The sequence below is a fragment of the Novosphingobium mangrovisedimenti genome (genome assembly GCF_025153475.1).
GTDB classification, from domain to species: domain Bacteria; phylum Pseudomonadota; class Alphaproteobacteria; order Sphingomonadales; family Sphingomonadaceae; genus Novosphingobium; species Novosphingobium mangrovi_A.
Genome location: NZ_JANZXA010000004.1, coordinates 208,301 through 233,492, shown reverse-complemented (window position 1 = coordinate 233,492; position 25,192 = coordinate 208,301). Strand labels below are relative to the sequence as shown.

Annotated in this window: 22 protein-coding genes and 1 tRNA gene; 15 read left to right on the top strand and 8 right to left on the bottom strand. The window is 63.6% G+C overall.

Features of this window, described 5'->3' with window-relative positions:
* The first annotated feature begins 137 nt into the window (after positions 1-137).
* Positions 138-857, top strand: coding sequence for a cistern family PEP-CTERM protein (locus NZK81_RS08320; RefSeq protein ID WP_260045649.1), 720 nt, complete (start codon positions 138-140; stop codon positions 855-857).
* Positions 858-913: 56 nt separating this feature from the next.
* On the opposite strand, the gene NZK81_RS08315 is transcribed toward NZK81_RS08320, so the two are convergent.
* From NZK81_RS08315 to NZK81_RS08300, 4 genes are all read right to left on the bottom strand, one after another.
* On the bottom strand, positions 914-2,428 hold the full coding sequence (locus NZK81_RS08315; protein ID WP_260045648.1) for a tetratricopeptide repeat protein: 1,515 nt from the start codon (positions 2,426-2,428) through the stop codon (positions 914-916).
* Between the two features lie 170 nt (positions 2,429-2,598).
* Positions 2,599-5,028, bottom strand: a complete 2,430-nt coding sequence (locus NZK81_RS08310) for a TonB-dependent receptor (protein WP_260045647.1) — start codon at positions 5,026-5,028, stop codon at positions 2,599-2,601.
* 201 nt (positions 5,029-5,229) lie between these two features.
* Entirely contained in the window at positions 5,230-6,261 is a 1,032-nt protein-coding gene (locus NZK81_RS08305; protein ID WP_260045646.1) for a sterol desaturase family protein, read from the bottom strand.
* Positions 6,254-6,502, bottom strand: a complete 249-nt coding sequence (locus NZK81_RS08300) for a hypothetical protein (protein ID WP_260045645.1) — start codon at positions 6,500-6,502, stop codon at positions 6,254-6,256. Before NZK81_RS08300 ends, NZK81_RS08305 begins: the two co-directional genes overlap by 8 nt.
* Positions 6,503-6,813: 311 nt before the next feature.
* Here NZK81_RS08300 and NZK81_RS08295 point away from each other — a divergent pair, with 311 nt between their 5' ends.
* The 11 genes from NZK81_RS08295 (at position 6,814) to NZK81_RS08245 (ending at position 20,042) form a co-directional block, all read left to right on the top strand.
* Positions 6,814-7,320 carry a CopG family ribbon-helix-helix protein gene (locus NZK81_RS08295; RefSeq protein WP_260045644.1) on the top strand — a complete coding sequence of 169 codons (507 nt, stop codon included), beginning with the start codon at positions 6,814-6,816 and terminating at the stop codon, positions 7,318-7,320.
* 299 nt (positions 7,321-7,619) lie between these two features.
* Positions 7,620-8,702 carry a putative urea ABC transporter substrate-binding protein gene (locus NZK81_RS08290; RefSeq protein WP_260045643.1) on the top strand — a complete coding sequence of 361 codons (1,083 nt, stop codon included), beginning with the start codon at positions 7,620-7,622 and terminating at the stop codon, positions 8,700-8,702.
* Positions 8,703-8,740: 38 nt separating this feature from the next.
* On the top strand, positions 8,741-9,556 hold the full coding sequence (locus NZK81_RS08285; RefSeq protein ID WP_260045642.1) for an ABC transporter permease: 816 nt from the start codon (positions 8,741-8,743) through the stop codon (positions 9,554-9,556).
* Complete coding sequence (locus NZK81_RS08280; RefSeq protein ID WP_260045641.1) at positions 9,553-10,335, top strand: ATP-binding cassette domain-containing protein; 783 nt, start codon at positions 9,553-9,555, stop codon at positions 10,333-10,335. The genes NZK81_RS08285 and NZK81_RS08280 overlap by 4 nt, the downstream gene beginning before the upstream one ends.
* A gap of 12 nt (positions 10,336-10,347) precedes the next feature.
* Positions 10,348-10,827 carry a CopG family ribbon-helix-helix protein gene (locus tag NZK81_RS08275; protein WP_260045640.1) on the top strand — a complete coding sequence of 160 codons (480 nt, stop codon included), beginning with the start codon at positions 10,348-10,350 and terminating at the stop codon, positions 10,825-10,827.
* On the top strand, positions 10,824-11,648 hold the full coding sequence (locus NZK81_RS08270; RefSeq protein ID WP_260045639.1) for an urea amidolyase associated protein UAAP1: 825 nt from the start codon (positions 10,824-10,826) through the stop codon (positions 11,646-11,648). Before NZK81_RS08275 ends, NZK81_RS08270 begins: the two co-directional genes overlap by 4 nt.
* A 16-nt stretch (positions 11,649-11,664) precedes the next feature.
* Complete coding sequence (locus NZK81_RS08265; protein ID WP_260045638.1) at positions 11,665-12,300, top strand: urea amidolyase associated protein UAAP2; 636 nt, start codon at positions 11,665-11,667, stop codon at positions 12,298-12,300.
* Complete coding sequence (gene uca, locus NZK81_RS08260) at positions 12,297-15,893, top strand: urea carboxylase (RefSeq protein WP_260045637.1); 3,597 nt, start codon at positions 12,297-12,299, stop codon at positions 15,891-15,893. Before NZK81_RS08265 ends, uca begins: the two co-directional genes overlap by 4 nt.
* Positions 15,890-17,659, top strand: a complete 1,770-nt coding sequence (gene atzF, locus NZK81_RS08255) for an allophanate hydrolase (RefSeq protein WP_260045636.1) — start codon at positions 15,890-15,892, stop codon at positions 17,657-17,659. The genes uca and atzF overlap by 4 nt, the downstream gene beginning before the upstream one ends.
* A 48-nt stretch (positions 17,660-17,707) precedes the next feature.
* Entirely contained in the window at positions 17,708-18,646 is a 939-nt protein-coding gene (locus tag NZK81_RS08250) for a Vgb family protein (protein ID WP_419181664.1), read from the top strand.
* A 319-nt stretch (positions 18,647-18,965) separates the two neighbouring features.
* A complete protein-coding gene (locus NZK81_RS08245) occupies positions 18,966-20,042 on the top strand; it encodes a cytochrome-c peroxidase (RefSeq protein ID WP_260045635.1) in 1,077 nt (358 codons plus the stop codon).
* Between the two features lie 154 nt (positions 20,043-20,196).
* On the opposite strand, the gene NZK81_RS08240 is transcribed toward NZK81_RS08245, so the two are convergent.
* The 4 genes from NZK81_RS08240 to grxC form a co-directional block, all read right to left on the bottom strand.
* Positions 20,197-20,273 (bottom strand) — tRNA-Arg (locus tag NZK81_RS08240).
* Between the two features lie 61 nt (positions 20,274-20,334).
* Positions 20,335-20,865, bottom strand: coding sequence for a DUF1178 family protein (locus NZK81_RS08235; protein ID WP_260045634.1), 531 nt, complete (start codon positions 20,863-20,865; stop codon positions 20,335-20,337).
* 8 nt (positions 20,866-20,873) lie between these two features.
* A complete protein-coding gene (locus NZK81_RS08230; RefSeq protein WP_260045633.1) occupies positions 20,874-21,689 on the bottom strand; it encodes a carbon-nitrogen hydrolase family protein in 816 nt (271 codons plus the stop codon).
* Between the two features lie 33 nt (positions 21,690-21,722).
* Entirely contained in the window at positions 21,723-21,986 is a 264-nt protein-coding gene (gene grxC, locus NZK81_RS08225) for a glutaredoxin 3 (RefSeq protein ID WP_260045632.1), read from the bottom strand.
* Positions 21,987-22,146: 160 nt separating this feature from the next.
* On the opposite strand from grxC, the gene NZK81_RS08220 reads away from it, so the two are divergent.
* The 3 genes from NZK81_RS08220 (at position 22,147) to NZK81_RS08210 (ending at position 25,142) form a co-directional block, all read left to right on the top strand.
* Complete coding sequence (locus NZK81_RS08220; RefSeq protein WP_260045631.1) at positions 22,147-22,617, top strand: Hsp20 family protein; 471 nt, start codon at positions 22,147-22,149, stop codon at positions 22,615-22,617.
* A 233-nt stretch (positions 22,618-22,850) separates the two neighbouring features.
* Positions 22,851-24,734 (top strand): methyl-accepting chemotaxis protein, encoded by a 1,884-nt coding sequence (locus tag NZK81_RS08215; RefSeq protein ID WP_260045630.1) that lies wholly within the window; start codon positions 22,851-22,853, stop codon positions 24,732-24,734.
* A gap of 69 nt (positions 24,735-24,803) precedes the next feature.
* The gene (locus NZK81_RS08210) at positions 24,804-25,142 is read left to right on the top strand and encodes an energy transducer TonB family protein (RefSeq protein WP_260045629.1); all 339 of its coding nucleotides are present in this window, start codon (positions 24,804-24,806) and stop codon (positions 25,140-25,142) included.
* The last annotated feature ends 50 nt before the right edge of the window (positions 25,143-25,192 follow it).

Here is a 25,192-nt window from a genome sequence, read left to right as displayed (position 1 = left end):
AAATCAGCCCGAAAGCGTCGATTTGTTTTACAACCAGCTAACGTATTAACCACCAGACTATGCGAAAATACGTACGTGGCACATCCCTTGCTTTGTTTGATGTCAACTAACTTCCAAGTGGAGAGCGGGGAATGATCATGAAGAAGAACCTGGCAATCGGCCTGGCAGCCCTGTCAGCCGTTGCCTTTGCATCGCCGGCACTGGCCGACGAGATCACGTTGGGGTCGGGTGACATCGGCACCAGCTTCACCCTCAACTATGATGGCTATTCCAGCGGAACCAGCATCAGCGGCCTGACCGGTTCGACGCAGTTTGTCCTCACCGGCGTTTCGGGCAACGATTACACCTTCGACTACAGCGTCACCAACACCAGCTCTTCGCCGGTTACCGGTTCGCGCATCTCGAGCTTTGCTTTCAACACCAATCCGGACATCGCCAGCGCAACCAGCACCGGGGCCTACAGCTACACGACACTTTCCTCGACCTATCCCAACGGGATCGGCACCGTGGACGTGTGCTTCAAGGACGCTTCGACGGGTTCGTGCGCCGGCGGTGGCAGCGGCGGCCTTGCCATGGGCGAGACCGGCACCGGCTCGTTCACGCTGAGCTTTTCGCAGCCTGTTTCCTCGCTGACCCTCAGCGATTTCTACGTTCGCTATCAGTCGATCACCGGCGTAAACGGCATCACCTCGGCGAGCGGCACCGGCACGCTCACTTCGACTTCCACTTCGAGCGGCGGCACTTCGGTTCCCGAACCGGGCATGATGGCGCTGTTCGGCCTCGGCATCCTGAGCCTGGTCCTGGGCCGCAAGCGGTTCATCCCCGCGCGCCGGGCGCTGCGCCCCGCCTTTGCCTGAACCACAGGTCAGATCGTTTCCTGTGCAAGGGGCTCCTAACGGGGCCCCTTGTTGATTCAGCCGGCCGCTTGCGCCTTCTCTAGGTGCTGCCGGATCGTCGCGTTGTCCGGCGCCTTTGCGGCAGCTTCGCGCAACAACTTTACGGCGCGATCGCGGTCGGTTCCGGTTTCGAACAGCAACCAGCCGGCAGTATCCATGATCGACGCGTTCGTCGGCGCATATTTCAATGCCTCAAGGGCATATTTGAGCGCGTCCGCCTTGTCGCCCAACTGGCCCTTGGCATAAGCCAGATTGTTGAGGACGAGCGGGTTGGTGCCATCGGTAACGGCGATAATCCGTTCATAGATGACAACCGCATTGGCCCAGTTCCGGGCCCTGAGCGCGGTGTCCGCATTCGCCAGTTCCGCCGCGAGCGACTGCGGCGTGGGAAACAGGGCTTCGCGCGCGATCCGGTCGGCGTCGGGCCGGCCTGCGGCCTTGGCCGCCTTTGCATAGAGCCTCAGGTCCTCCGCCAGTGCCGAGGGTTGACCGACCAGCGGCTCGAGCGTCTTCAATGCCCCATTGGCATCGCCCAGCTTCAGCTGGACCGTCGCCAGCAGGCGGCGAGCGATGGCATTGTTGGGGCTGCGCGTGAGAACCGGCATTAGCCGCGAACGCGCCTGCTCTTCCTGCCCCAGCCTGTCGAGTGCCTGGGCGTAGAGGATCGAAGCGTCGTCACGGTCGCGCACGAAGGTTTCATTGGCCTGCAGAATATTGCGGACCGACTTCCAGTCGTTGCGCGCCGCCGCCGCCCGCGCCTGCAGGTAGGTCAGTGCGTCGGAGCCCCCCACCTTAGAGCGCGCGCTGTCGAGGAGCTGTTCCATTTCATCGGTCCGCCCGAGATCGCCCAGCACGCTCGCCTTGCCAACGATCGCCGCGAGGTTTCCGGGATAGCTGTCGAGCGCCCTGGAATAGGAATCCAGCGCCAGGGACAGCTGCCCTTCGGCGGTTGCCGTCCTCCCGTTCACCAGCAGGGCATCGAGCGAGTTCGGATCGGCCTGAAGCGCGGCGTCGACCAGTGACCTGGCCTTTTTCACATCGCCCTGCTGCAACGTGAAACGCGCATAGTCCGCCAGCAGGCGCGGATCGCGCTGCCCGCTGATCATGCCCTTGGCGAAAGCGGCGGCAGCAGCTTCGCGGTTGTCCTTGCCGAGATAGGCCAGCGCCCGGATCCGTTCGGCCCCAGCCCCCTTCACCTGCCCGACTGCCTCCAGTGCTTCATCCGGCCGGCTGCGCAGGAGGGCAGCCTCGCCGAGCATGACCTTGTAGTCCGCAGGGCGTTGCGCAGGATCCAACTTCAGGAGCGCCGCCGCAGCAGCCTCGCCATCCCCCAGTGCCAGGTACGAGCGCACCAGCAGCTCACGGGCATCCCGGTTGCCGGTGTCCTTTTCGAGCAAGTCGACCAGGTCGAGCTTGGCGCTCAGATAGTCGTGCGCCGCGTAGGCGTCTTTAGCGCGGTTGTACTGCTGGCGCGGATCGACGCCGCAACCGCTCAGAAGCACGGCGCAGGCGATCGGTATCAGGTACTTCATAGAGACCTCGGTGCATCGGGTAAGCAGGCCTATGCACGAGAGGACTGAAGTTTCCGTGAAGAGGCGTTCACCTCGTTGCGCTGCGCCACCGGTGAGCAAGCAAAAGGGCGGCACCGCTTGCGCGATGCCGCCCTTCCAGCGTTGGCAACTGGGTGCGACCCTCAGAGCCTTCAGTACTTGATGCGCGCTTCCAGACCGATCACGCGCGGAGTGGCAACGCTACGTGCGTAATAGCGCGAGATGACGCCGTCGTTGACGAGCCCCTTGCGGGTGAGGTCGCTGCCGACGCCGGTGACCGCGTATTTGTCGAAGATGTTGTTCGCGAACAACGATACTTCGTAGTTCTCGGCCTTGTAGGTCACGGTGGCGCGATGCATCGTGTAGGACGGCAGGCGTTCGCCGCCGCCGAGCAGCCCCACGCGGGTATAGATGCCGCCAGTGTAGGTGGAGGTCCAGCCCAGCATGACCGAATTCAGGCCGACCGGGAATTCGTAGGTCGCGCCCAATGCACCGGAATTCTTGGCCGAACCGGGCAGGCGGCCGTCTGAATAGACGTCGACAAGATCGCCACCAGCCACGGAAAGCAACATGGGCACATCCTCGGTCAGGTGAGCATCCAGGTACGAATAGTTGCCGCGCAGGTTGAAACCCGGGAACGGGTTGGCGTTGAACGAGAAGTCGATACCTTTCGAGACTGCCTTACCGCCGTTCACGGTAATACCCATCGCGCCATAGACCGTCTGGCCAGAAAGCTGGATACCGTTCCAGTCGACATGATAGGCTGACAGGCTGAAAGACAACTTCTTGTCGAACAGCTGCCCGCGAAAGCCGATTTCAGCGTTCTTGACCTTGTCCGGACCGTAAAAGAGCTCGTGGGGTAGCGCGCACAATGTCTGGCCGTCTTGAGGCTGCCCAGCATTGTACTTGTCAATGACGGGCTGGCTACAAGGTGCCACACGGTTCACGCCGCCGATGCGGTAGCCGGTTGAGTACGTACCGTAGACCATGAAATCAGGCGTAATGTTCCACGAGGCGTTGATCTTGTAGACAAGCCCATCGTCGGAAGTGGAACCCGATCGCGTGCTGTAGGTCCCACCGTACAACGGAAGGAAGGAACCACCGTCTACATAGGCACTGTACTTATAGTAGCGCAGACCACCGGTAAGCTGGATGTCGTCCGTGAAATGCCAGGTGGCTTCGCCGTAAAGGCCCTTTTCATCGTTCTTGTTTATCACGTACGACGAATACTCGTGGGCGTATTCCGGATTGCTGTGGTCGGTAATGAAGTCCGTGCCCCAGTTTTCCGGCTCATTGGCCCATTCAGGGAAGCCGGGCACGTATTCATCGTAGTCTGAACGGTAGTTCATGCGGTTCCAGAACGCACCGGCCACGAAGCTGAGCGGGCTCTCGAACGTGGAAACCAGACGCAGCTCGTTGGTGTATTCGTGTTCCTTCTGGTGCGACTGGTTGAAGCTCGAGAAGGCCGGGAACAGCTCGTAGTCGTAGTCCAGATCGATCAGCAGGTCGGTGTTGTCGCCGCGGTAGGAAGTCTTGCGCTGGGTGTAGGCTGAGACGAAGACGACATCCATGAAGTCCGCCACGTTACCGGTGGCTTCGAGCGACAGCAGCTGTCCTTCACGCGTCGCGGGCTCCAGATAGCGCCACGGCGCCTCGTACTTGCCTTCACCGACCACGCCGCCACCGTTGGCCTGACGGCCTCCGGTCTTGGTCTTCTGGTAGGCATAGGTCACGAAGATCTGGAAGTCGTCGTCGACGAAGCCGAGCTGGTTGCGGCTGGTGAACGTGCGGTCGTAGTTCACGTCCTTGGCGGACTTGAAGTTGTCGGCCTTGTCCTGGTCGGTCCCCAGCGGATTGTCGAGCGTGCCGGGCTGCGGCAGCGAGACGCCCGGCGTCTGCAGGAGGTAGGGATAGTCGATGAAGCCCGGAGTGTCGTAGTAGCCGGTCGTCGTGCGGAATGCGATCTTCTCGGCCAGAGGAATGTTGAGCGTGGCATAACCGGAGTAGCCGACGTCGCCGGAGTGGGCCATGTCAAAAACGCGGCCGCTGGCTTCTACCGTGAACTGCGTCGGATCGGGCCGATTGGGCATGTAGCGCATGGCGCCGGCAAGCGTGCCGAGCCCATAGAGCGTGCCTTGCGGGCCAAGCAGCACTTCGACGCGGCTGACGTCGATCAGCTTGAAGTCGTAGTACATCGGCACTTCGCCGAGATACATCCCGATCGCGGTGTTGCTGTTGTCGCCGCCGTCGGCTTCGGTGTCGTCGGCCGACAGGCCGCGCATGACGACCGTACCCGAAGAACGAGGGCCATTGTCGAGGACAGTCAGACCCGGGGTAAAGGCGCCCAGATCGCGCATGTCGTCGATGTGTTCGTTGGCCAGCTGTTCCGAACCGATCGCGGAGATGTTGATCGGCGTTTCGATCAGCGTGGTGTCGCGGCGGGTCGCCGAAACGATGATCGCTCCGCCATCCCCGTAACCGTCATCCGGCCCGGCCTGCGCCAGTGCGGGCATCGCAAGTGCGACGTTCGTGAAGATCGTGGCGCAGAGAAGTCCGGCTCTCATCTTTTTCTGGTATGTCATTTTGCTACCCCCCTTTTTTGGATAAGGTTTCCCGTGCCCTGGCCGTGCTGCGCCAGAGCTTGAGCATTTGCTTCGTTGAAGGTCCTGCGCGACATTCCGCCCACCGCTTGCCGGGTGCTTGGCTTACGCGCGCGTTGTTCGAAGTTTCTGTTGTTCGTCGAACCGTGCGATCCGATGGTGTTGCAGCTCTGCACTGCAAGGTCAGTTGGCCGTATGTCCCGTGTTGTGCCGTTTGGATTTGAGCCAGTCGATCATGGGCTGAAACGGAAACATGAACTGTTCCCAGATCGACAGGCGCTTGCGTTCATCCTGGCCGACGACGGACGCTTCACCCTCGCGATACGTTCCCAGTGCGCGATCGATCACGATCAGCGAATTGGCGTAGTTGCAGCGGGTGCTTTCATAATCCGTCGAATGGTGCAGACTGTGATGACGGATCGTCGTGAAGAAGAACGAGTAGAACAGCGGCGGGTCGGAGCGCACATTGGCATGCGCGTAAGTGGACACCACGCCCAGGACGTTGAAAGCGCAGAACAATGCCGTCTGCTCGAAATCGAACAGGGCCACCACGCTGAGGCTGATGAGGAACAGTTCGATGGGATTGCCCACGTAGCCCTTCATCGCATTGAGCTGGGTGATGTGGTGATGCGGGGCGTGGGTCAGCCAGAACGGATGCCAGTTGTGCATGATCCTGTGCATCCAGTACTGGCCGAACTCGATCAGGAAGATCACCATGGCCACCTGCACGAGGAACGGCAGCTGCGTCACCCACCCGGTGGTGATGCCGTACGACTCCTTGATCGACCGCAGCGGCGCTTCGGCAAGCGCTTCCGAAACCCAGGAAATTACCGTGTAGCCGAGGATGACGTAGAAGAAGTCGGTGGCGAATTCGCGCTTGTTCAGACGCCAGCCGGCATGCCGCTCGACCACCCATTCCAGCGCCTGTACGAAAGCCGTGATAAGGCCGCCCGCAACGACGATCGACCAGGGATTGCCGGTCCATGCTTCCGGACCGAACGCCCAGAACAAGATGACCCCCGCGACGGTCGCAGGCGGCAGCAGGTTCACGAGAGTGTTCTTAACAGACTTCCCGTCCTTGCCGGCCGCACTTTCAGTATTGCGCGTAGCCGAAAGGCCGGTCTCCAGCTCCGGATTGCCGCTGGAAAGGCCGTCACCGGAGACAGATTGCATTTCATTAGAGTGAGCAGCGCTACTAACCGGCTGTTCATCCATAGAAAATCTCCCCTATCGAGCCGGAAACCGGCTCAATGCAAAGATCCTCTCTCCTGGTGACACCGCTCTTTGTGGCGATAAGGCACACGGTATTGATATTACGTATTGCGTCAAGAGTATTAATTGCACATCCGCCCATTTTGGTCACAATGCGGAAAAAATCCCGCAAAACCGTCATTTTAGCAAAAAGCCGAAACCCCGCTTGCGCCCGCACCGTATGCAAAATCACGGTCGGCGCCATGCCGGCAGTGGCAACTTCGCCACCGAATCATTGATAACGGGACGTCGCCTCGCCCGCTTTTTCCGTTCGGTGAACGCCCCTCGCCTTCGTGGCGATCAGTCGCCGCAATGCTGGACGCGGATCGCGGCGCGAAACCCGGCATTGACGCCCCGAGGTTGATATTACCGACAAGGGTGATGATAATAATGTAACATGGACATGATCCCGATTTGCGGTAATGCTGCAAATCCGGCGCCTTCCTGATGCGCCTGTGCCTCGCGCGAAGGAAGGCCTGGGCCCGAGGATTCAACGATGGTGGAGAGAACCGCAGCATGAGCACCGATCCCGGCAGCCTCGCACGTCTCAGCATGAGCCTTCCGGCCGAACTGTTTCGTCAGCTGGACGTGATGGTCGAAGAACGTGGCCTGCCGTCCCGGTCGCAGCTGATCGCGGAATTGATCCGCCACGCCCTCGCGGAACATGAGGCCATGACCCGCCCTGAAGACATGCTCGCCGGTACGATCACGCTCGTCTACCGGGGCGGCCGCGTGCGGCAGCAGCTGGCGGAAAGCCAGGCGGAGTATCTGAAGGAAGTCATCTCTTCGCAGCATGTCTTTCTCGAGGACGACCAGTCGCTCGAGGTGCTTCTGGTTCAGGGGCCGGCGATCCGCCTGAAGGAACTGTGCGACTCGCTGCGCGCCATTCGCGGCGTTAAGCAGTTGCAGCTGGTCACGACCACCGCCCTGCTCCCGCCGCTCCATGAACAGGACGGCACGGACACCAGGGAATCCGCGCCGCGGTCCCGCAAGACCCAGGCAAGCAAGGAATTGGCGGACTGACAGGCCGCCGCGCCGATTCCGCCAAGACATTAGGCTGCCGCCCCCCCCCGATCGACCGGGCGCGGCTACCGGATCATTTCCGCAGCCACACAGGATATCGCCGACGCCGAAGCAGGCCGACCGTCGGTTGGCGTCACCACAATTCCACGCGAAAATTGGGGGTGAACCGGCCCTTGCCGGCTTCACTCGCCTCCCCTTCACTTCCATCACTGGTATTACCCAGATAGTTATGAGTAATATTTTCCGATGGACAAGGCATGCAAATGCAGCAATGCTGCACTGCGAAAGGGGACCGATTCATGATCCTATCCATCCGTAAGGCAGCCAAGGTCGCAATCATTGCCGGCACGCTTCTCGCCGTGTCCTGCTCCAAGCCATCCAGCGACGCGCCCGAACCGCGCCAGGAATTCAGTATCGGATGGTCGATCTATGCCGGGTGGATGCCCTGGCCCTACGCGCAGCAGGCGGGGATCGTGAAAAAATGGGCCGACAAGTACGGCATCAAGATCAACATCGTTCAGGTGAACGACTACGTCGAATCGGTCAATCAGTACACCGCCGGCAAGCTGGACGGCGTAACTGTCGCCAACATGGATGCCCTGACGATCCCCGCCGCCGGTGGCAAGGACACCAGCGCCATCATCGTCGGCGACTATTCGAACGGAAATGACGGCGTGCTGCTGAAAGGCACGAACGACCTCAAGGCAATCAAGGGCAAGCAGGTCAATCTCGTCGAGCTTTCGGTATCGCACTACCTGCTCGCACGCGCGCTCAATTCGGTCGGCATGGCACTGACCGACGTCAAGACCATCAACACCTCGGACGCGGACATCGTCGGCGCCTTCGCCAGCCCCGACGTCAAGGCCGCGGTTACGTGGAACCCCCAGCTTTCCTCCATGAAAGCCCAGCCCGGCGCGAACCTGGTGTTCAGCTCCGCCGACATCCCCGGGGAAATCCTGGACCTGCTGGTGGTCGATACCGACACGCTCAAGGCCAACCCGAAACTGGGCAAGGCGCTTGCCGGCATCTGGTACGAAACCGTCGCGCTCATGCAACGCCAGGATACCAAGGGCAAGGAAGCCCGCGCGGCCATGGCAAAGCTGGCCGGCGCGGATCCGGCAGAGTTCGATGGCCAGCTGTCCACCACCCATCTCTACTTCGATCCCAATGCCGCCGTGGCCGCGACATCGGATCCCGCGCTGATCACCACCATGAAGCGCGTCCGCGACTTCAGCTACTCCAAGGGCCTGTTCGGTGGCGCGCGTTCCGCCGATGCGGTGGGAATGTCCTTCCCGGGCGGCAAGACGCTCGGAGACCCCCAGCATGTGACGCTACGCTTTGACGAAAGCTTCATGAAGCTCGCGGCCGACGGCAAGCTCTGATCGTTCCGGGTCCGCTTCATTAAGGTGATGTGCCGAAAATGCGCTGGGTAAATCGTCAAGTTCGGCGAACCGATCGTCTGTTGCTTGGTTCGCTGCCGATCCTGCTTCTGGTCGTGATCTATCTCGTCATGGCAGTGAGTCGCCACGCAGCCAATCCGGCGGACAAGATCCTGCCGCTGCCGGGGACCATGGCGGAGAGCATGTACGCGCTCATCTTCGAGCCGGACAAGCTTTCGGGCCAGCTGGTCTTCTGGGCGGACACGTTCGCAAGCCTGCAACGACTGGGCATCGGTCTCGGGATCTCGACGCTCATGGCCATCATGGTCGGGCTTGTGATCGGCGTTCTGCCGCCCGTCCGCGCGACCCTGGGACCGCTGGTCACCGGCATCGCCGTCATTCCGCCGATCGCCCTGCTGCCCATTCTGTTCATCGCCCTGGGCCTTGGTGAAACGGCCAAGGTCGCGCTGATCGTGGTGGGCATCGCCCCGGTCATGATCCGCGATATCGCGGCACATGTCGTCGAACTGCCGAGAGAACAGATCATCAAGGCGCAGACACTGGGCGCAAGCAGCTGGCAGGTGATGATCCGGGTCGCACTGCCACAGGCCATGCCGCGCCTCATCCACGCGATGCGCCTAGCGCTCGGCCCGGCCTGGGTCTTCCTGATCTCGGCAGAGGCGATCGCGTCCGACGTCGGCCTCGGCTACCGCATCTTCCTTGTCCGGCGCTACCTCTCGATGGACGTCATCCTGCCTTACGTCGCCTGGATCGCCATTCTCGCAATCATCATCGACATGACGCTGGCCTACCTGAGCCGGCGGCTGTTCCCCTGGGCACACGAGGCAAGCCATTGAGCGCTCTCCTTAACCTTCGCGATGTCTGGGTCGAATATGGCGACAGGATCATCATCGAGAATCTCAACCTCGATATCGATGCCGGCTCCTTCGTATCGGTCGTAGGCCCCTCCGGTGCGGGCAAAAGCACCTTCCTTCGCCTCATTCTCGGGCAGGAAGCGCCGACGCACGGAAAAATCCTGCTCGACGGAACCCCGCTCATACCCGAATGCGGCCCCGATCGCGGCGTGGTATTCCAGCGCTACTCCGTCTTTCCGCACCTGTCCGTGTTGCGCAACACGATCTTCGGCATGGAATGCGCGCAGGCCCCGATTTCGGGCCGCCTCTTCGGCTCGGCCCGCCGTGCTGCCGAAGCGGAAGCGATCGAGATGCTGACCGCTGTCGGCCTGGGCGACAGCCTGCACCTCTACCCCGCGCAGATGTCCGGCGGCATGCAGCAGAGGCTCGCCATTGCCCAGGCTCTGGTGAAACGCCCGCGCATCCTGCTTCTCGATGAACCGTTCGGCGCGCTCGATCCCGGCATCCGGGCCGACATGCACGCGCTCATCACGCGTCTGTGGCGGGACTACACGCTCACGATCATCATGGTGACCCACGACATCGGGGAAGCCTTCTCGCTCGGCACCCGTGTGCTGGCGCTCGACAAGCGCCGTCACGATCCGCACGCGCCCCATCGTTTTGGCGCCACCGCCGTCTACGACCTGCCTCTCGAGAAAAAAATCAGCCGCGCTGCCCTGGAACAGGTTAGTATTACCATTGACGAACTTGGTAATAATTGAGAGAGGATGCTCATGAGCTCCGAATCTGCAAGCTTGGCCAGACTCAGCATGAGCCTCCCGGCAGAACTCTTCCGACAGCTTGATACGATGGTGTCGGAACGCGGTTTGCCGTCGCGTTCGCAGTTGATCGCGGAACTGATCCGGCACGCTCTCGTCGAGCATGAATCGCTTTTCCATCCCGACGAGATGCTCGCCGGTACCGTCACCCTCGTGTACCGCGGCGAACGCGGTCGCGTGCGGCACCTGCTTTCCCAGACGCAGGCCAATTACCTCAAGGAAGTCATCTCTTCCCAGCACGTGTTTCTCGAGGATGACCAGTCCCTCGAAGTCCTCCTCGTGCAGGGACCCGCAGTACGGCTGAAGGAACTGTGCGATTCCATTCGGCGCATCCGCGGGGTGCAACAACTGGAGCTCGTCACCACGACCTCCCTCCTGCCGCCACTCTACAAACAGGATGGCGACAACTCCAAACCGATCGGAGCCAATGCATGACCGAGACTTTGGCGAATCCTCTTGCTGCCCGCGATCATGCCCGCAGCATGGCAGGGACTGTGACCGAAAGCATGCCGGTGCTGCCCCCGGCCGCGGACGACCTGCCGCCCGGCGTGTCCGCCGGGGACCTTCTGTGGGAAGAGACGATCGCGGCCGGCGGCTATGCCACGCGGCGGCTTTCACGAGGCACGCGCCTGCGTCTCGTCGACCTCAAGGGCGATGCCTCCGCCTCGCTCCTCGTCTTCAACGCGGACATGCCGACAGAGCGCCTCAACGTCGCGGACACCGTGAAGGTGCAGTGGAACGCCTATCTCGGTGAAGGCAAGCTGCTCCTGTCGGACATGGGCCGCGTCCTTCTGAGCATCCTGGAAGACGATGCGGACACGCATGACTGCTTCTGCGGGACTTCCAACGCCGATACCAACGCCGCCAAGTATGGCGAAGGGCGCAACAGCGGCCCCTACCCCAATGGCCGCGACCGTTTCCTCCTAGGTGCCGCCAAGCACGGGCTCGGGCGCCGGGACGTGCACCCCTGCGTGAACCTGTTCAAGGGCACGCGGATCGAGGACGACGGCACGATCGTGCCGCTGATCGGCCCTTTCGATCCGGGCCGGAGCTTGGTGTTGCGCGCGGAGATGGACGTGATCGTCGTGATCGCCAACTGCCCGCACGTTCTCGATCCCCGCACCGACTGGACGGTCACGCCGCTGCGCGCCACCGCCTGGCGCGGCCCGGTGACGCCAGAGGACGATCCGGTCCGCACCGCTACGCCGGAAGGCCTCCGCGCCTTCCTGAATGTCGAAGACTACTTCCGTCGCTGAACAAGGACAGGCAACAATGAACGCCGATCCCCATCTGGCAGACCTCCCGGGCGCTGTGATCCATGACGAGATCGTGCCCGCGCGGGCACCCTGGCTGCACCACATCGCCGCCGGCCAGACGCTCCGCATCATCGATCTCGAGGGCAATCAGGCCGTCGACTTCCTGCTCTACTCCGCAGAAGACGACGCCGAGCGCTACAGCGCGCAGGATACCGTCTCCGCGCAGGGCAACCTGTTCCTTCGCAGTGGCACGATCCTGCGCTCGAACGAAGGCCGGCCGATGATGACCATCGCGGCAACCTCGGTCGCCTATCACGACACCATCGGGGGCGCCTGCTCCTGCGAGTCCAACACCCTTCGCTACGGCCACCACACGAAGGCCCAGCACGCCTGCGTGGAGAACTTCCTCGAAGCGAACCTGACCGAGGGACGCGGCAAGCGCGACATCGTCTCCAACATCAACTTCTTCATGAACGTGCCGGTCGAACAGGACGGGTCGCTCGGCATCGTCGACGGGATCTCCGCACCGGGTCTTTCCGTGGACCTGCATGCCGAAATGGATGTCATCGTGGTCGTCTCCAACTGCCCGCAGATCAACAATCCCTGTAACGGCTTCAACCCGACGCCCGTGCGGATGATTGTCGCTGCATGAGCTTCGATACTGTCCTGATCGCAAACCGCGGTGCGATCGCCACCCGCATCATCCGCACGCTCCGCCACATGGGCCTGCGCTCCGTCGCCGTCTATTCGGAAGCGGACGAAGGTTCGATGCACGTCTCGGAGGCTGACGAGGCCGTATGCATCGGCGGCGCGCGCGCGTCCGAAAGCTACCTCAACGTAGAGGCGATCCTGGAGGCTGCCCGCCGCACCGGCGCCGGCGCCATTCATCCCGGATACGGCTTCCTGGCCGAGAACGTCGACTTCGCAGAGGCCTGCGCGGCCTCCGGCATCGTCTTCATCGGCCCCACCACGGACAATATCCGCACCTTCGGCCTCAAACACAGTGCCCGTGCGCTGGCCGCCGCGCACGACGTTCCGCTGGCTCCGGGAACCGAACTCCTCACCAGCGAAGCCGAAGCCGTCAGCGCCGCGCACGACATCGGCTTTCCGGTGATGCTGAAGGCCACGGCAGGCGGCGGCGGCATCGGCATGCGCGTCTGCGAGAACGAAGACGACCTGCGCGAAGGCTTCGCCGCCGTGGCGCGGCAGGGCCTGAGCAACTTCGGCGATGCCGGGGTCTTCCTCGAAAGCTATATCCGACGGGCCCGGCACATCGAGGTGCAGCTTTTCGGCGATGGCAAGGGCCGCGTCGTGGCGCTCGGCGAGCGCGACTGTTCGCTTCAGCGCCGCAACCAGAAGGTGGTCGAGGAAGCGCCCGCGCCGCTGCTGCCGGAAGCGGTCCGCTCCGAGCTTATGGCCGCTGCCGTGCGGCTTGGCGAGGCCGCGCAATACCGTTCGGCAGGAACGGTCGAGTTCCTCTACGACGCAGACCGGCAGCACTTCTTCTTCCTGGAGATGAACACCCGCCTGCAGGTCGAGCACGGCGTGACCGAGGAGGTCATGGGCCTCGACCTCGTGGAATGGATGGTGCGCGGCGGGGCCGGCGACTTCAGCTTCCTCGACGAGGCGCCGTCTATGCCGCAGGGCCATTCGATCCAGATGCGTCTCTACGCCGAGGACCCTTCGCTCGATTATCGCCCCACGTCCGGCACGCTGACCGCCGTGGAGTTCCCCTCCGACATCCGCGTCGAGACCTGGTGCGAAGCCGGCAGTTCGGTCAGCGCCTGGTACGACCCGATGCTGGCAAAGCTGATCGTGCACGCTCCCAACCGCGCCGAGGCCGTGAAGGCCGCACAGGCGGCCATGGCGCAAAGCCGGGTGGACGGCATCGAGACGAACCTGCGCTGGCTGCGCGAGGTGGTGCAGTCACCCGCCTTCGTCGAAGGCACGGTTTCGACCCGCGTACTGGATGACATCGCCTACGATCCCCGCTGTGTCCGCGTGATCAGCGGCGGGACGGCAACCACCGTGCAGGACTGGCCGGGCCGCCAAAGGTACTGGGCCGTCGGTGTTCCTCCTTCGGGCCCGATGGACGACCAGTCCTTCCGCCTGGGCAACAGACTGCTCGGAAATGCGGAAGGAACTCCGGGGCTGGAAATCACCGCCACCGGGCCGACGCTCTCGTTCGTCTCTCCGGCGCGCATCTGTCTCATGGGTGCCGATTTCGGCGCGACCCTCGATGGCGTCCCGCTCCAGCGCGGCGTGGCGATCGACGTGGCCGCCGGCCAGACCCTGGCCTTGGGTCGCGCCACGGGCGGCGGCATTCGCGGCTACCTGCTGTTCGCGGGCGGCCTCGACATCGCGCCCTACCTCGGAAGCTGCAGCACGTTCGAGCTGGGCCAGTTCGGTGGTCATGCCGCCCGCCGCCTGCTCGCGGGCGATACCCTGCATCTGGGCGCCGAAAAAACCGACGAGCCCCTGCCCACGGTCGACCTGCCCGAGATTTCAACCGAATGGACGCTGCGCGTGCTCTATGGCCCGCACGGCGCGCCCGACTTCTTCACCGACGAGGACATCGACACGATCGTGTCCGCCGAGTGGCAAGTCCACTACAACAGCAACCGCACGGGCGTCCGCCTTATCGGCCCCAAGCCGCGCTGGGCCCGCACGGACGGTGGCGAGGCGGGCCTGCACCCGTCCAACATCCACGACAACGCTTATGCCATCGGCGCGGTCGACTTTACCGGCGACATGCCGATCATCCTCGGCCCGGACGGCCCTTCGCTCGGCGGTTTCGTCTGTCCCTTCGTCGTGATCGCCGCGGACCAGTGGAAGATCGGCCAGCTCGCCCCCGGCGACAAGCTCCGCTTCGCGCCGGTCAACATTGACGACGCCGCCACGGCGGACGTGCTCCAGCGGCAACTGGTCGCAACGGGAACGCCCTACATTCCCGGCCCGACACGGGCCGTGGAGACGCTCTCGCCCATCCTCGCGAGGCTCCCCGAAAGCCAGGGCCGGCCGCAGACCGTCTATCGTCAGCAGGGCGACCGGAACATTCTCGTCGAATACGGCCCTATCGTGCTCGACATCGAATTGCGCATCCGCGTGCATGCCTTGATGACCGAGCTGGAACGCCTCGCGTTGCCCGGCATCATCGACATCGTCCCCGGCATCCGTTCGCTTCAGGTGCACTTCGACGGCGAAGTGATGGATCAGCAGGCCGTGCTGAACACGCTGATCGCGGCAGAGGAACGGCTGGGCGACCTCGAGGATTTCTCGATCCCCTCCCGCATCGTCCACCTGCCCATCAGCTGGCGCGATCCTGCGACGATCGAGACGATCCAGAAGTACATGAGCGCCGTACGCGACGATGCGCCCTGGTGCCCGGACAACATCGAGTTCATCCGGCGCATCAACGGCCTTCCCGACACCGCGGCCGTCGAGAACCTCATCTTCGACGCGAACTATCTCGTTCTCGGTCTTGGCGACGTCTATCTGGGCGCGCCGGTGGCGACCCCCGTCGATCCCCGGCACCGGCTTGTCACGACCAAGTACAATCCCGCGCGCACGTGGACGCCACCCAACGTCGTGGGCATCGGTGGCGCCTACATGTGCATCTACGGCATGGAGGGGCCGGGCGGTTACCAGCTGTTCGGCCGCACCGTCCAGGTGTGGAACACCTATCGCCAGACCGACGCCTTCATCGAGGGACGGCCCTGGTTGCTGCGCTTCTTCGACCAGATCCGCTTCTATCCGGTGAGCGCCGAGGAGCTTGCCGAGTGGCGCCGCGATTTCCCGAGCGGAAGGCGCTCGCTGCGTATCGAACCATCGGAATTCCGTCTTGCCGACTATCGCGCTTTCCTTGCGGATAATGCGGAATCGATCGGGGAATTCGAGGCCCGGCGCCAGACCGCATTCGACGAGGAACGCGCCGAATGGCAGCGTCGAGGCGAATTCGACCGGATTACCGAGGCCGAAGAACGCGAGGACACCCAGGCCGGTGCCATCGACATCCCGGACGGCGCCCATCTCGTCGAAGCGCCTTACGGCGGCGTTGTTTCCAAGCTGCTCGTTTCGGCGGGAGACGAAGTGAAAGCGGGCGACAGGATTGCCGTCATCGAGGCCATGAAGATGGAATCTTCGGTCGAGAGCCCCGGTGCGGGAACGGTCGCCGCCCTCTACATGCAGGAAGGGAAGCCCTTGCAACCTGGATCACCGATGCTGGCGCTCAAGAGGCCTGCATGATGGACCTGAACCGTCGCAGCGCGGCCGCGATCGCGGCCGCCGTCAATGCCGGAGAGACGAGCGCCGTCGCGGTGGCCGAGGAAACCCTGGCCCGCGCCGTTGCCTATGACGCGGTCCAGCCGCAGATCTGGATCAGCCGGGCCGCACGCGAGAACTTCCTCGCCGCGGCACGCGCCGTCGATGCGCGCATCGCCGCCGGAGAGACATTGCCGCTGGCCGGCGTGCCCTTCGCCGCGAAGGACAACATCGACGTCGCGTGCTTCGAGACGACCGCCGCCTGCCCTGCCTTCGCCTACCGCCCCGAAGCCTCCGCCGGAGTCATCGAGCGCCTGACGGCTGCGGGCGCCCTGTGCCTGGGCAAGACCAATCTCGACCAGTTCGCTACCGGCCTGAACGGCTCGCGCAGCCCTTATGGCATCCCCCGCAACGCCTACAATCTGGACTATGTCAGCGGCGGATCGAGTTCCGGTTCGTCCGTCGCCGTGGCGGCGGGACTGGTGCCCTTTGCGCTGGGAACCGATACTGCCGGCTCGGGCCGTGTCCCCGCTGCCTTCAACCACCTGATCGGGTTCAAGCCCAGCAAGGGGCGTTGGAGCACGCGCGGCCTCGTACCTGCCTGCCGCACGCTCGACTGCATCACCGTCTTCACCGACGACACGGCCGACGCCCGCCTGGTCGACGAAGTGCTGGCGGCATTCGACCCCGCCGATCCGTTCTCCAAGCCCTTGGCGAACAGGCCGCTGTCGCCGAAGGTCATCGGCGTTCCGCGCCGCGACCAACGCAACTTCTTCGGCGATATCGAGTCCGAATACCTCTATGATCGCGCGCTGGAAAAGCTCGCCGAGACGGCCGAGCTGGTCGAGATCGACTACGCTCCGCTGCAGGAGGCGGCGCTGCTGCTCTATGGCGGCCCCTGGGTGGCGGAGCGCACCGCCGCCATGGCCGACATCCTTGCGAACAACCCCGATGCGATCGACAAGACGGTTCGCGAGGTGGTCGAAGCCGGCCTGCCGATGACCGCGGTCGACCTGTTCAACGGCATCTATCGCCTCGCCGAACTCAAGCGCTACGCGGACACGCTGTGGACGAGCATCGACATGTTCGTCTTCCCCACGACGGGCACGACCTACCGCGTCGCGGAAATGCTTGCCGCGCCGGTCGCGCTCAACAGCAACCTGGGCGCCTACACCAACTTCGTGAACCTGCTCGACATGGCCGCGCTCGCCGTACCGGCCGGGATACGCGGGAACGGCACGGGCTTCGGCATTACGCTGATAGGTCCGGCCGATACCGACCAGGCTCTTTTCGAAGCGGCGGACGCATATCTCTCCGCCGCAGATCTTCCATCGCCACCACCACTCGACCTGGAGGGAAAAATGCAGACCGTGAAACTCGCCGTCGTCGGCGCGCACCTTAAGGACATGCCCCTCCATTGGCAGCTCACCTCGCGCGACGCGAAGTTCGTCGGCGCCTTCGATACCGCCCCCACTTACCGGCTCTACGCCATGGCGGACAGCACCCCGCCCAAGCCGGCACTCGTGTACAGCGAAGACGGCGCCGGGATCCCCGTCGAGGTCTATGAGCTGGGCGTTGCCGAGTTCGGCAGCTTCGTCGCGGAAGTGCCGCCGCCGCTCGCCATCGGAACGGTGACGCTTGCCGACGGCACCAGCGTCAAGGGCTTCGTCTCCGAGCCCCGCGCCACCAAGGGCGCACAGGACATCACGAGCCTGGGAGGATGGCGCGCCTACATCGCGCAGCTCGCCTGAGGGCACCAAACCGGCAACCGGATAGCAGCAAGACCGAAGGAAAAGACGATGAACAAGCTCAAGCGCATGTTTCTGACGGCCACCGCAGGCCTTGCTGCCATCTCGCCGCCTGCGCACGCCGAGGGCGAGCAGGTCATTACCGTTCCCGGCTTTGCCGACTTCCTGGCGGTCGACGGAGAAACCGTCTGGGCCACCAACCGCGGGCGGATCGAGCGCTGGTCGCGCGAAGGCAAGCTGGCCGAAGTTCCCATGGCCCGCCCCTGCGGCACCATGGCCATCACCCAGGGTGCCCTCTGGGCCGCCGACTGCAGCGAAGGCACGCTCAAGCGGATCGATCTGGAGACAGCCAAGATCACCGCTACGATCCCCACCGGGATCGCCAATCCCAAGGGCGAACTCAATGTCGTCGCCGGTGCCGGCTCGGTCTGGGTCGCCAGCGACAACAAGGGCGTCGTCTCGCGCATCGATCCCGACACCAATACCGTCGTCGCAACGGTCACCGTCGATCCGGGCACCTGGTACCTCGCCTTCGGATACGGATCGGTCTGGGCGGTCAGCGCCACGGAGCAGTCGCTGCAACGCATCGACCCCGAGACCAATGCCGTGACCGTAAAGACGCCGCTGGGCAAGGAACCCGGCTTTCTCGCCGCCGGCTCGGGCGCGGTCTGGGTTCAGGAACAGGGCGACGGCACGGTTGCGCGGATCGATAGCTGCAGCGGCAAGGTGACCGGCCGCATCAAGGTTGGCGACAACCTGAAGTGGGGCGACATCGATACGGGTGACGGCAAGGTCTGGCTGCGCACCACCGACGACCAGACCTTTGTCGTGATAGACGGGGCGACGCAGGCCATCGAGGCACGCATCGGCGCGGCAGCGGGAAGCGGCGCATTGCGCTATACCGCCGCCGGCGTATGGACCACGGCTCACGACGTGCACACCCTTACCTGGTGGCCCGCATCAGGATTTGCCGGCAAGTCGGACGACTAGGACGGATCGACATTCAGAAGATGGCGAGCCGAAAATGGTGTTTTTACGGGATCCGGAGCGCAGCGTACTTTTAGTACGTGAGCACCGGAAGCGCGGAAAAGCGCCATTTGCAGGCCGTCAGGGTTGAATGTCGATCCGCCCTAGGCCCCGGCTTCATGAACCTGCATAGTTGAATACTGGCCGATACGCCGCCTCGGCAGCTTGGCTGTTGCGCTTATGCGGGTCGTGCAGGCCTCATTTATCAGCCTTCCGGAGCGTTGGCGTCAGGGAGTGGTCAGGTAAGAAATCTAGGGCTTTCCGCAAACTAGTGGGAAGCACGATGACCAAGATCACTTCTATCCTCGTATCCGTGGCAGCCCTCTCGCTCGCAGCCTGCCAGTCCTCCAGCCCCGAGCAGAAGGAAGATGCAGTAGCCGCGACCAGCGATCCGCTGATCCTGGCCGCACGCGAACAGTTCGAGCCCCTGCCCGACGGGCCGGCCAAAATCGCGGGCGTCAAGTCGACGCCCGAAATCATTGCACTCGGCACGGCGCTCTATTTCGACCCGCGCCTGTCCGCGAGCCACTCGCAGTCCTGCGCGGGATGCCACAACATGGGGTTAGGCGGCGCGGATGCGCGGCCGACGTCGCTGGGCCATCGCTGGCAGCACGGCAGCCGCAACGCGCCGACCGTGCTCAACGCCGCCTACAACATGGCCCAGTTCTGGGACGGGCGCGCCAAGGACCTGGCCGAGCAGGCCGGCGGGCCGATCACCAACCCGGTCGAAATGGCCATGGCGGCCGATCAGGTCGTCCCGACGCTCAAGAGCATTCCCGGTTATGCCGGGATGTTCACCAGTGCCTTTCCCGGCGACCAGGACCCGATCCGCATGGAGAACGTCCAGGCCGCGATCGCGGCATACGAAGCCACGCTGGTAACGCCCAATGCCCCCTTCGATCGCTTCCTCAAAGGAGACGGCAAGGCGCTGAACGAAACGCAGCGGCGCGGTCTCCAGGCCTTCATGGACAACGGCTGTTCGGCCTGCCACAACGGCGTCAACATGGGCGGTTCCATGTACGCCAAGTTCGGCGCCGTTTCGGCACCGTCCGCCGATCTGCTGCCGCCCGACGACCTTGGCCGCTTCGCCATCACCAAGGACGATGCCGACAGCTATTCCTTCAAGGTCCCGACGCTTCGCAATATCGCTCTTACCGCGCCCTACTTCCACACGGGCAAGGTCTGGAGCCTCGATGAGGCCGTGACCGTCATGGCCAAGAGCCAGCTCGGCGAAGCGCTGGCGCCACAGGACGTGTCGGACATCGTGGCCTTCCTCCAGGCCCTTACCGGCGATCAGCCCAAGACTGTCATTCCGGCCCTGCCCCCGGTCGACGGATCGTCCAAGCAGCCGCTCGACTGAACCGGGCCGGGTCTTCCAGCCTGAAATGCGCGCCCGGCCCCGCCGATTCGTCGACGGGGTCCGGCTTCATCATTTTGGGTGTTGGTGCGCCTGTTCGAACATGGTTCGAACCATCCGTCCGACTCAGGGTGCAGCGGTTCGATCGAAGATCGAATGGTGCGCCCGACAGGATTCGAACCTGTGGCCCCCAGATTAGGAATCTGATGCTCTATCCTGCTGAGCTACGGGCGCACTCGGGGGGCGTCCTAACTTGCGCGGCGGGACTTGGCAATCGGCCAAGTGCCGGCGGCGATCAGTTCGCCTGATCGGGAGGAAGCGCCGGGAACGGCAGGGGCACGACGGCGATACCTTCCTCCAGAAGCTCTTCGGCTTCGGCGAGCGTGGCATGGCCGTGGATCGTTTCGACCTCCTGCTCGCCGTAGTGCATCGCGCGCGCGTCTTCGGCGAAGGATTCTCCGACGTAGCGCGAGGACTTGAGCGCCTCTGCCTGCATCTTCACGAGCTTGTGCATCATTTCCACCGCTTCGGGCGGCAGCGGCGCGTTGGCGACCGGCGCAGCAGCGGCCGGTGCCGCTGCCGGAGCTTCGGCGACTGCGGGCTGCGCGGGCATGCGCGGCTCGTGGCGAGGCATGGCCGGTTCAGGCAACTGGTTGCCCTTGCGCGCGAGACGCGGTGCCTGGACGGCCTTGTCGACGTCGGCGGAACCGCAATGCGGGCACGAAACCAGCCCCATCTCCTTCTGGCGCGCGAAATCCTCCGAGGACTTGAACCATCCCTCGAAGCGATGCGAGCCGCCGCGGCATTCCAGATCGTAGACAATCATGTACTTGCCTATGTGGCAATCGCGCGCCGGTTGGCAAGACTGGGCAGTTGCGCACGCACTTCGGCGATGCGCGCCGGATCGATCTCGGCGTAACCCAGCCCCGGCGCCTCCCCGCCCATGTCGAGCAGGACCTCGCCCCACGGGTCCACGGCCAACGAATGGCCATAGGTCTCGCGCCCGTCCTCGTGGCTGCCGACCTGCGCCGGGCACAGGACATAGGCGCTCGCCTCGACCGCGCGTGCGCGCTGCATCAGGTGCCAGTGCGCCTTGCCGGTGGGAACCGTGAAGGCAGCGGGAATCGCGATCACGTCGCACCGAGCATTGCCGAGCGCCTCGAACAGCACCGGAAAACGGATGTCGTAGCAGATCGCAAGGCCGAGCCGCCCAACCGGCGTTTCCACCGTCACGACACGATCGCCCGCCGCGTAGGCGTTGGATTCGCGCCAGGATTCGCCCGTCGCAAGGTCCACGTCGAACATGTGGATCTTGTCGTAGCGGGCACGGATCGCGCCGGTATCGTCGATCACGAAGGCGCGGTTGGCCCAGAGACCGTCCTCGCGTTCAATGGCCAGCGAGCCGAGATGAACCCACAGCCCTTCCCTGGCCGCGGCCTCGCGCACGGCGGCCAGCACGGTATCCTCGCCTTCGGTCCGGATCGAATCCTTCGCCCGCGACCGCATGCGGTCGAGCATTCCGCTCATCTCCGGCGTGAACATCATAGCTGCGCCCCCCGCCCTGGCTTCCGCCACGGCCGAGACGATCGTTGCGGCATTGGCCGCCGGGTCTATGCCCGTCGTCATCTGCAGAAGTGCGGCACGCACCATCGCGTCAAAATCCCCCGATCGAATGAAGCCGCATCACAGCCCGAGAACGGCGTCGAGCCTGCCCTGCCGGTCGAGTTCGGCGATGTCGTCGAAACCGCCGTAAGGCGTGTCGTCGACCAGAACCTGCGGAACCGTGCGGGCGCCAGGCACCCGGTCCTGCATTTCCTTACGCCTGGGCCCGCCCATCGTGATGTCGTACTCTTCATAGGACACGCCCTTGCGGTCGAGCAGCGCCTTGGCGGCGACGCAATAGGGGCAGGCCCACTTCGTGTAGATTTCGACCTTGGGCTGGCTCATTCGGGGCTCCTTGCTTGCCTGTCTGCGGCACCCTTGAAACGGTGCGCCGCTATCATATCTAGGGTAGCGAGTCATGGCCCGCCATGGGGATGGCTTGTCATGAGGTGCCGGAGATCCGGGCCTCGCTTTTACGAAGATTGCTCATTGGAGGATTTTTGTCATGAACCGTATCGATTTTTCGCCCTATCGCCGCACCATGGTCGGCTTCGACCGCCTGTTCGACATGATCGAAAACCAGGGCCGCGTGAACTCGGGCGACAAGTACCCCCCTTTCAACATCGAGCGCCGCGGCGACGATGCCTATCGCATCACGCTTGCCGTTGCCGGTTTCAAGCCGGGCGACATCGACATTACCGCGCAAGCCAACCTGCTGATCGTCAAGGGCAACAAGCCCGAATATAGCGCTGAAGGCGAATATCTTCACGTCGGCATCGCCCAGCGCGGCTTCGAACGCCGCTTCGAACTGGCCGATTACGTGCGCGTGGATAGCGCCGATCTGGCCGATGGCCTGCTCGTAATCGACCTCGTGCGCGAAGTGCCCGAGGCGATGAAGCCCAAGAAGATCGCTATCGGCGGCAACCAGCTGACCGTGGTTGAAAACGGCTCCGACGAAAGCACGGCCGCCGCCTGAATGGCTATATAAATCAACAATATCATAGTCTTGATGAAAGGCGGCCCGGCAATCCGGGCCGCCTTCTGCTTGTAAAGGTTACCGTGCCATAAACCAAGGATCGATGGGATCTGGTAAAAATCCCTAAGCGTTTTCATCAGGGTCCCTCAGGGCTATTGCCCTCGGTCGCTTAAATCCGATCAAACTCGTTCTGGCTAGACGGGCTCCTGCAACCCTCAGGAGTTCCGCAAGCCATGAAACGTTTGAAGATCGCCCATCGGTTGGTTTTCGCCTTCAGCCTTCTGCTCGCCATCATGGCGGGCATGGGCGTGTTCGCCGTTCGCCAGATCGCGGACGTGAATGCGCTCACCAGCGAACTGACCACAAACGCCCTTCCCGCTTCGCAAGCACTGGGCGACCTTCACGCCTATGCGTCGCAATACCGGATTCATCAGGACGATACCCTGAAGGCTGCCGGTACGCCGGCCTGGGAGCGTCAGAACAAGGTGCTGCGCAATGCCGGCTCCGTGATCGACGGCGTCCTTTCCGACTACGGCAAGCACATCAGCGCACCGGCGCAGGTCAAGGCCCTCGATGAAGTCCGCGCCGACTGGATGGCCTATGTCACGCAGAACAATTCGATTCTCGAGCTGGCCCAGTCCGATCCCGCCGCCGCGCGCGATCAGTTCGACACCGACGGGCTCGACAGCTTCTACACGCTCGAAGATCATCTGCTCACGCTCGTCGACCTGAACACCAAGGCCGCGGCCGATGCCGACAAGCGCGGCGGAGCGATCTACGGCAAGGCGCGCGACGTCATGATCGCAGCCGCTCTTGGCGGACTGGTTTGCGCGATCATCCTTCTGTTCGTGATGATGCGCTCGATTGCCCGCCCGGTGAAACGGCTGGACAGCGCCGTGCGCTGCCTGATCGACGGCGACACCAACGTGGAAATTCCCGGCGTCGAACGCCAGGATGAACTGGGCAGCCTCGCCCAGGCGCTCGAACGCTTCAAGGGCCTGGCCCAGGCCGATCAGGAGCGCGCGCTCGAGGAACAGGAACGCGCCCGGGACCTTCAGCGCACCGTGGAAGCGATCGGCAATGGCCTCAAGGCGCTGGCCGACGGCAACCTGGCCAATCGCCTCGATGAAACCGGCGAAGGCGCCCTCGCCCGTCTTCCCGTCGACTACAACCTTGCCCTCGCGCGGCTTTCCGACACCATGCGCCAGCTCGTCGACGGCTGCAATTCGATCCGCGTGGGCACCAACGAGATCGCGGCGGCCACGTCCGACCTCGCCGGCCGTACCGAACAGCAGGCCAGTTCGCTGGCCGACACCTCGCGCACGCTCAGCGAGTTCACGAACGTGGTCCAGGTCACAGCGGACAACGCCCGCCAGACCAGCACCCGCCTGATCGTGGCACGCGACACGGCCAACAAGGTCGAATCGATCGCCCACGAGGCTGTCGATGCCATGCGCGGGATCGAAACAACCTCGCGCGAAATGGCCGCGATCATCAACGTCATCGACGGCATTGCCTTCCAGACCAACCTGCTTGCCCTCAACGCGGGCGTCGAAGCTGCCCGCGCCGGTGAAGCCGGCAAGGGCTTCGCGGTCGTCGCCACCGAAGTGCGTGCGCTCGCCCAGCGCTCCGCGGATGCCGCCAACGACATCCGCAAGCTCATCGACCGCAGCACGAAGCAGGTGGGCGACGGCGTCTCGCTGGTCGAAAGCAGCGGCGATGCCCTGCGCCAGATCGTCGGCGAAGTCGCAACGGTCTCGACGCTGGTCGAGGAGATCGCCGGCGCCGCCGAAAAGCAGGCCGAAGGCATCACCGAAATCTCGACCATGGTCGCCGGCATGGACACCTTCACGCAGCAGAACGCCGCGATGGTGGAAGAAAGCTCGGCCGGCAGCCGCAACCTCTCGCACGAGACACAGCGCCTGATGGCACAGATGTCCAGCTTCAGGCTCGACGGCGCGGAGGGCGACGCCCTGCGGGTCGAGTTCTCCGACGTGACCATAGAAAGCGGCCCGTCGGCGTCGAGCGAACCGATGGAGAAGGAACGCAAGTTCGCCCCGGTCGCAGCCGTTTCGGGTGCCAATGCGCTGGCCCTCGATGACTGGAGCGAATTCTAGACCGTGAATGATGTGCCCACAGGACGCGCGGCCTCAATCCGCCGTCCAACCGGAAATGGAGACCGAAAAATGAAGATGATTCTGAAGATCGCAGCCGCGCTTTCGGCTCTGGCCCTGACGGCCAGCCCGAGCTTCGCCGATGCCTGGCTCGACAACGTGAAGAACAAGGTCGCCTCCAAGCAGACCTATCCCCGTACGGCGCAGATGCGCGGCGAGGAAGGCACTGCCAAGGTCAAGATCTACATCTCGGCAGCGGGCAAGGTCGAACGCGCCGAACTGGTGGACTCTTCGGGATCGCGCGCCCTCGACCAGGAAGCCGTTTCCGTGATGTCGCGCGTGGGCACCCTGCCCGCACCGCCGGCCGGAACCAGCTCGGTGGTCCTTCCGCTCACCTGGAAACTGATCTGATCCGATTCCCGCGCGTCTTCGGGCGCGCGGTACGGGCACGCGAAGGGGAC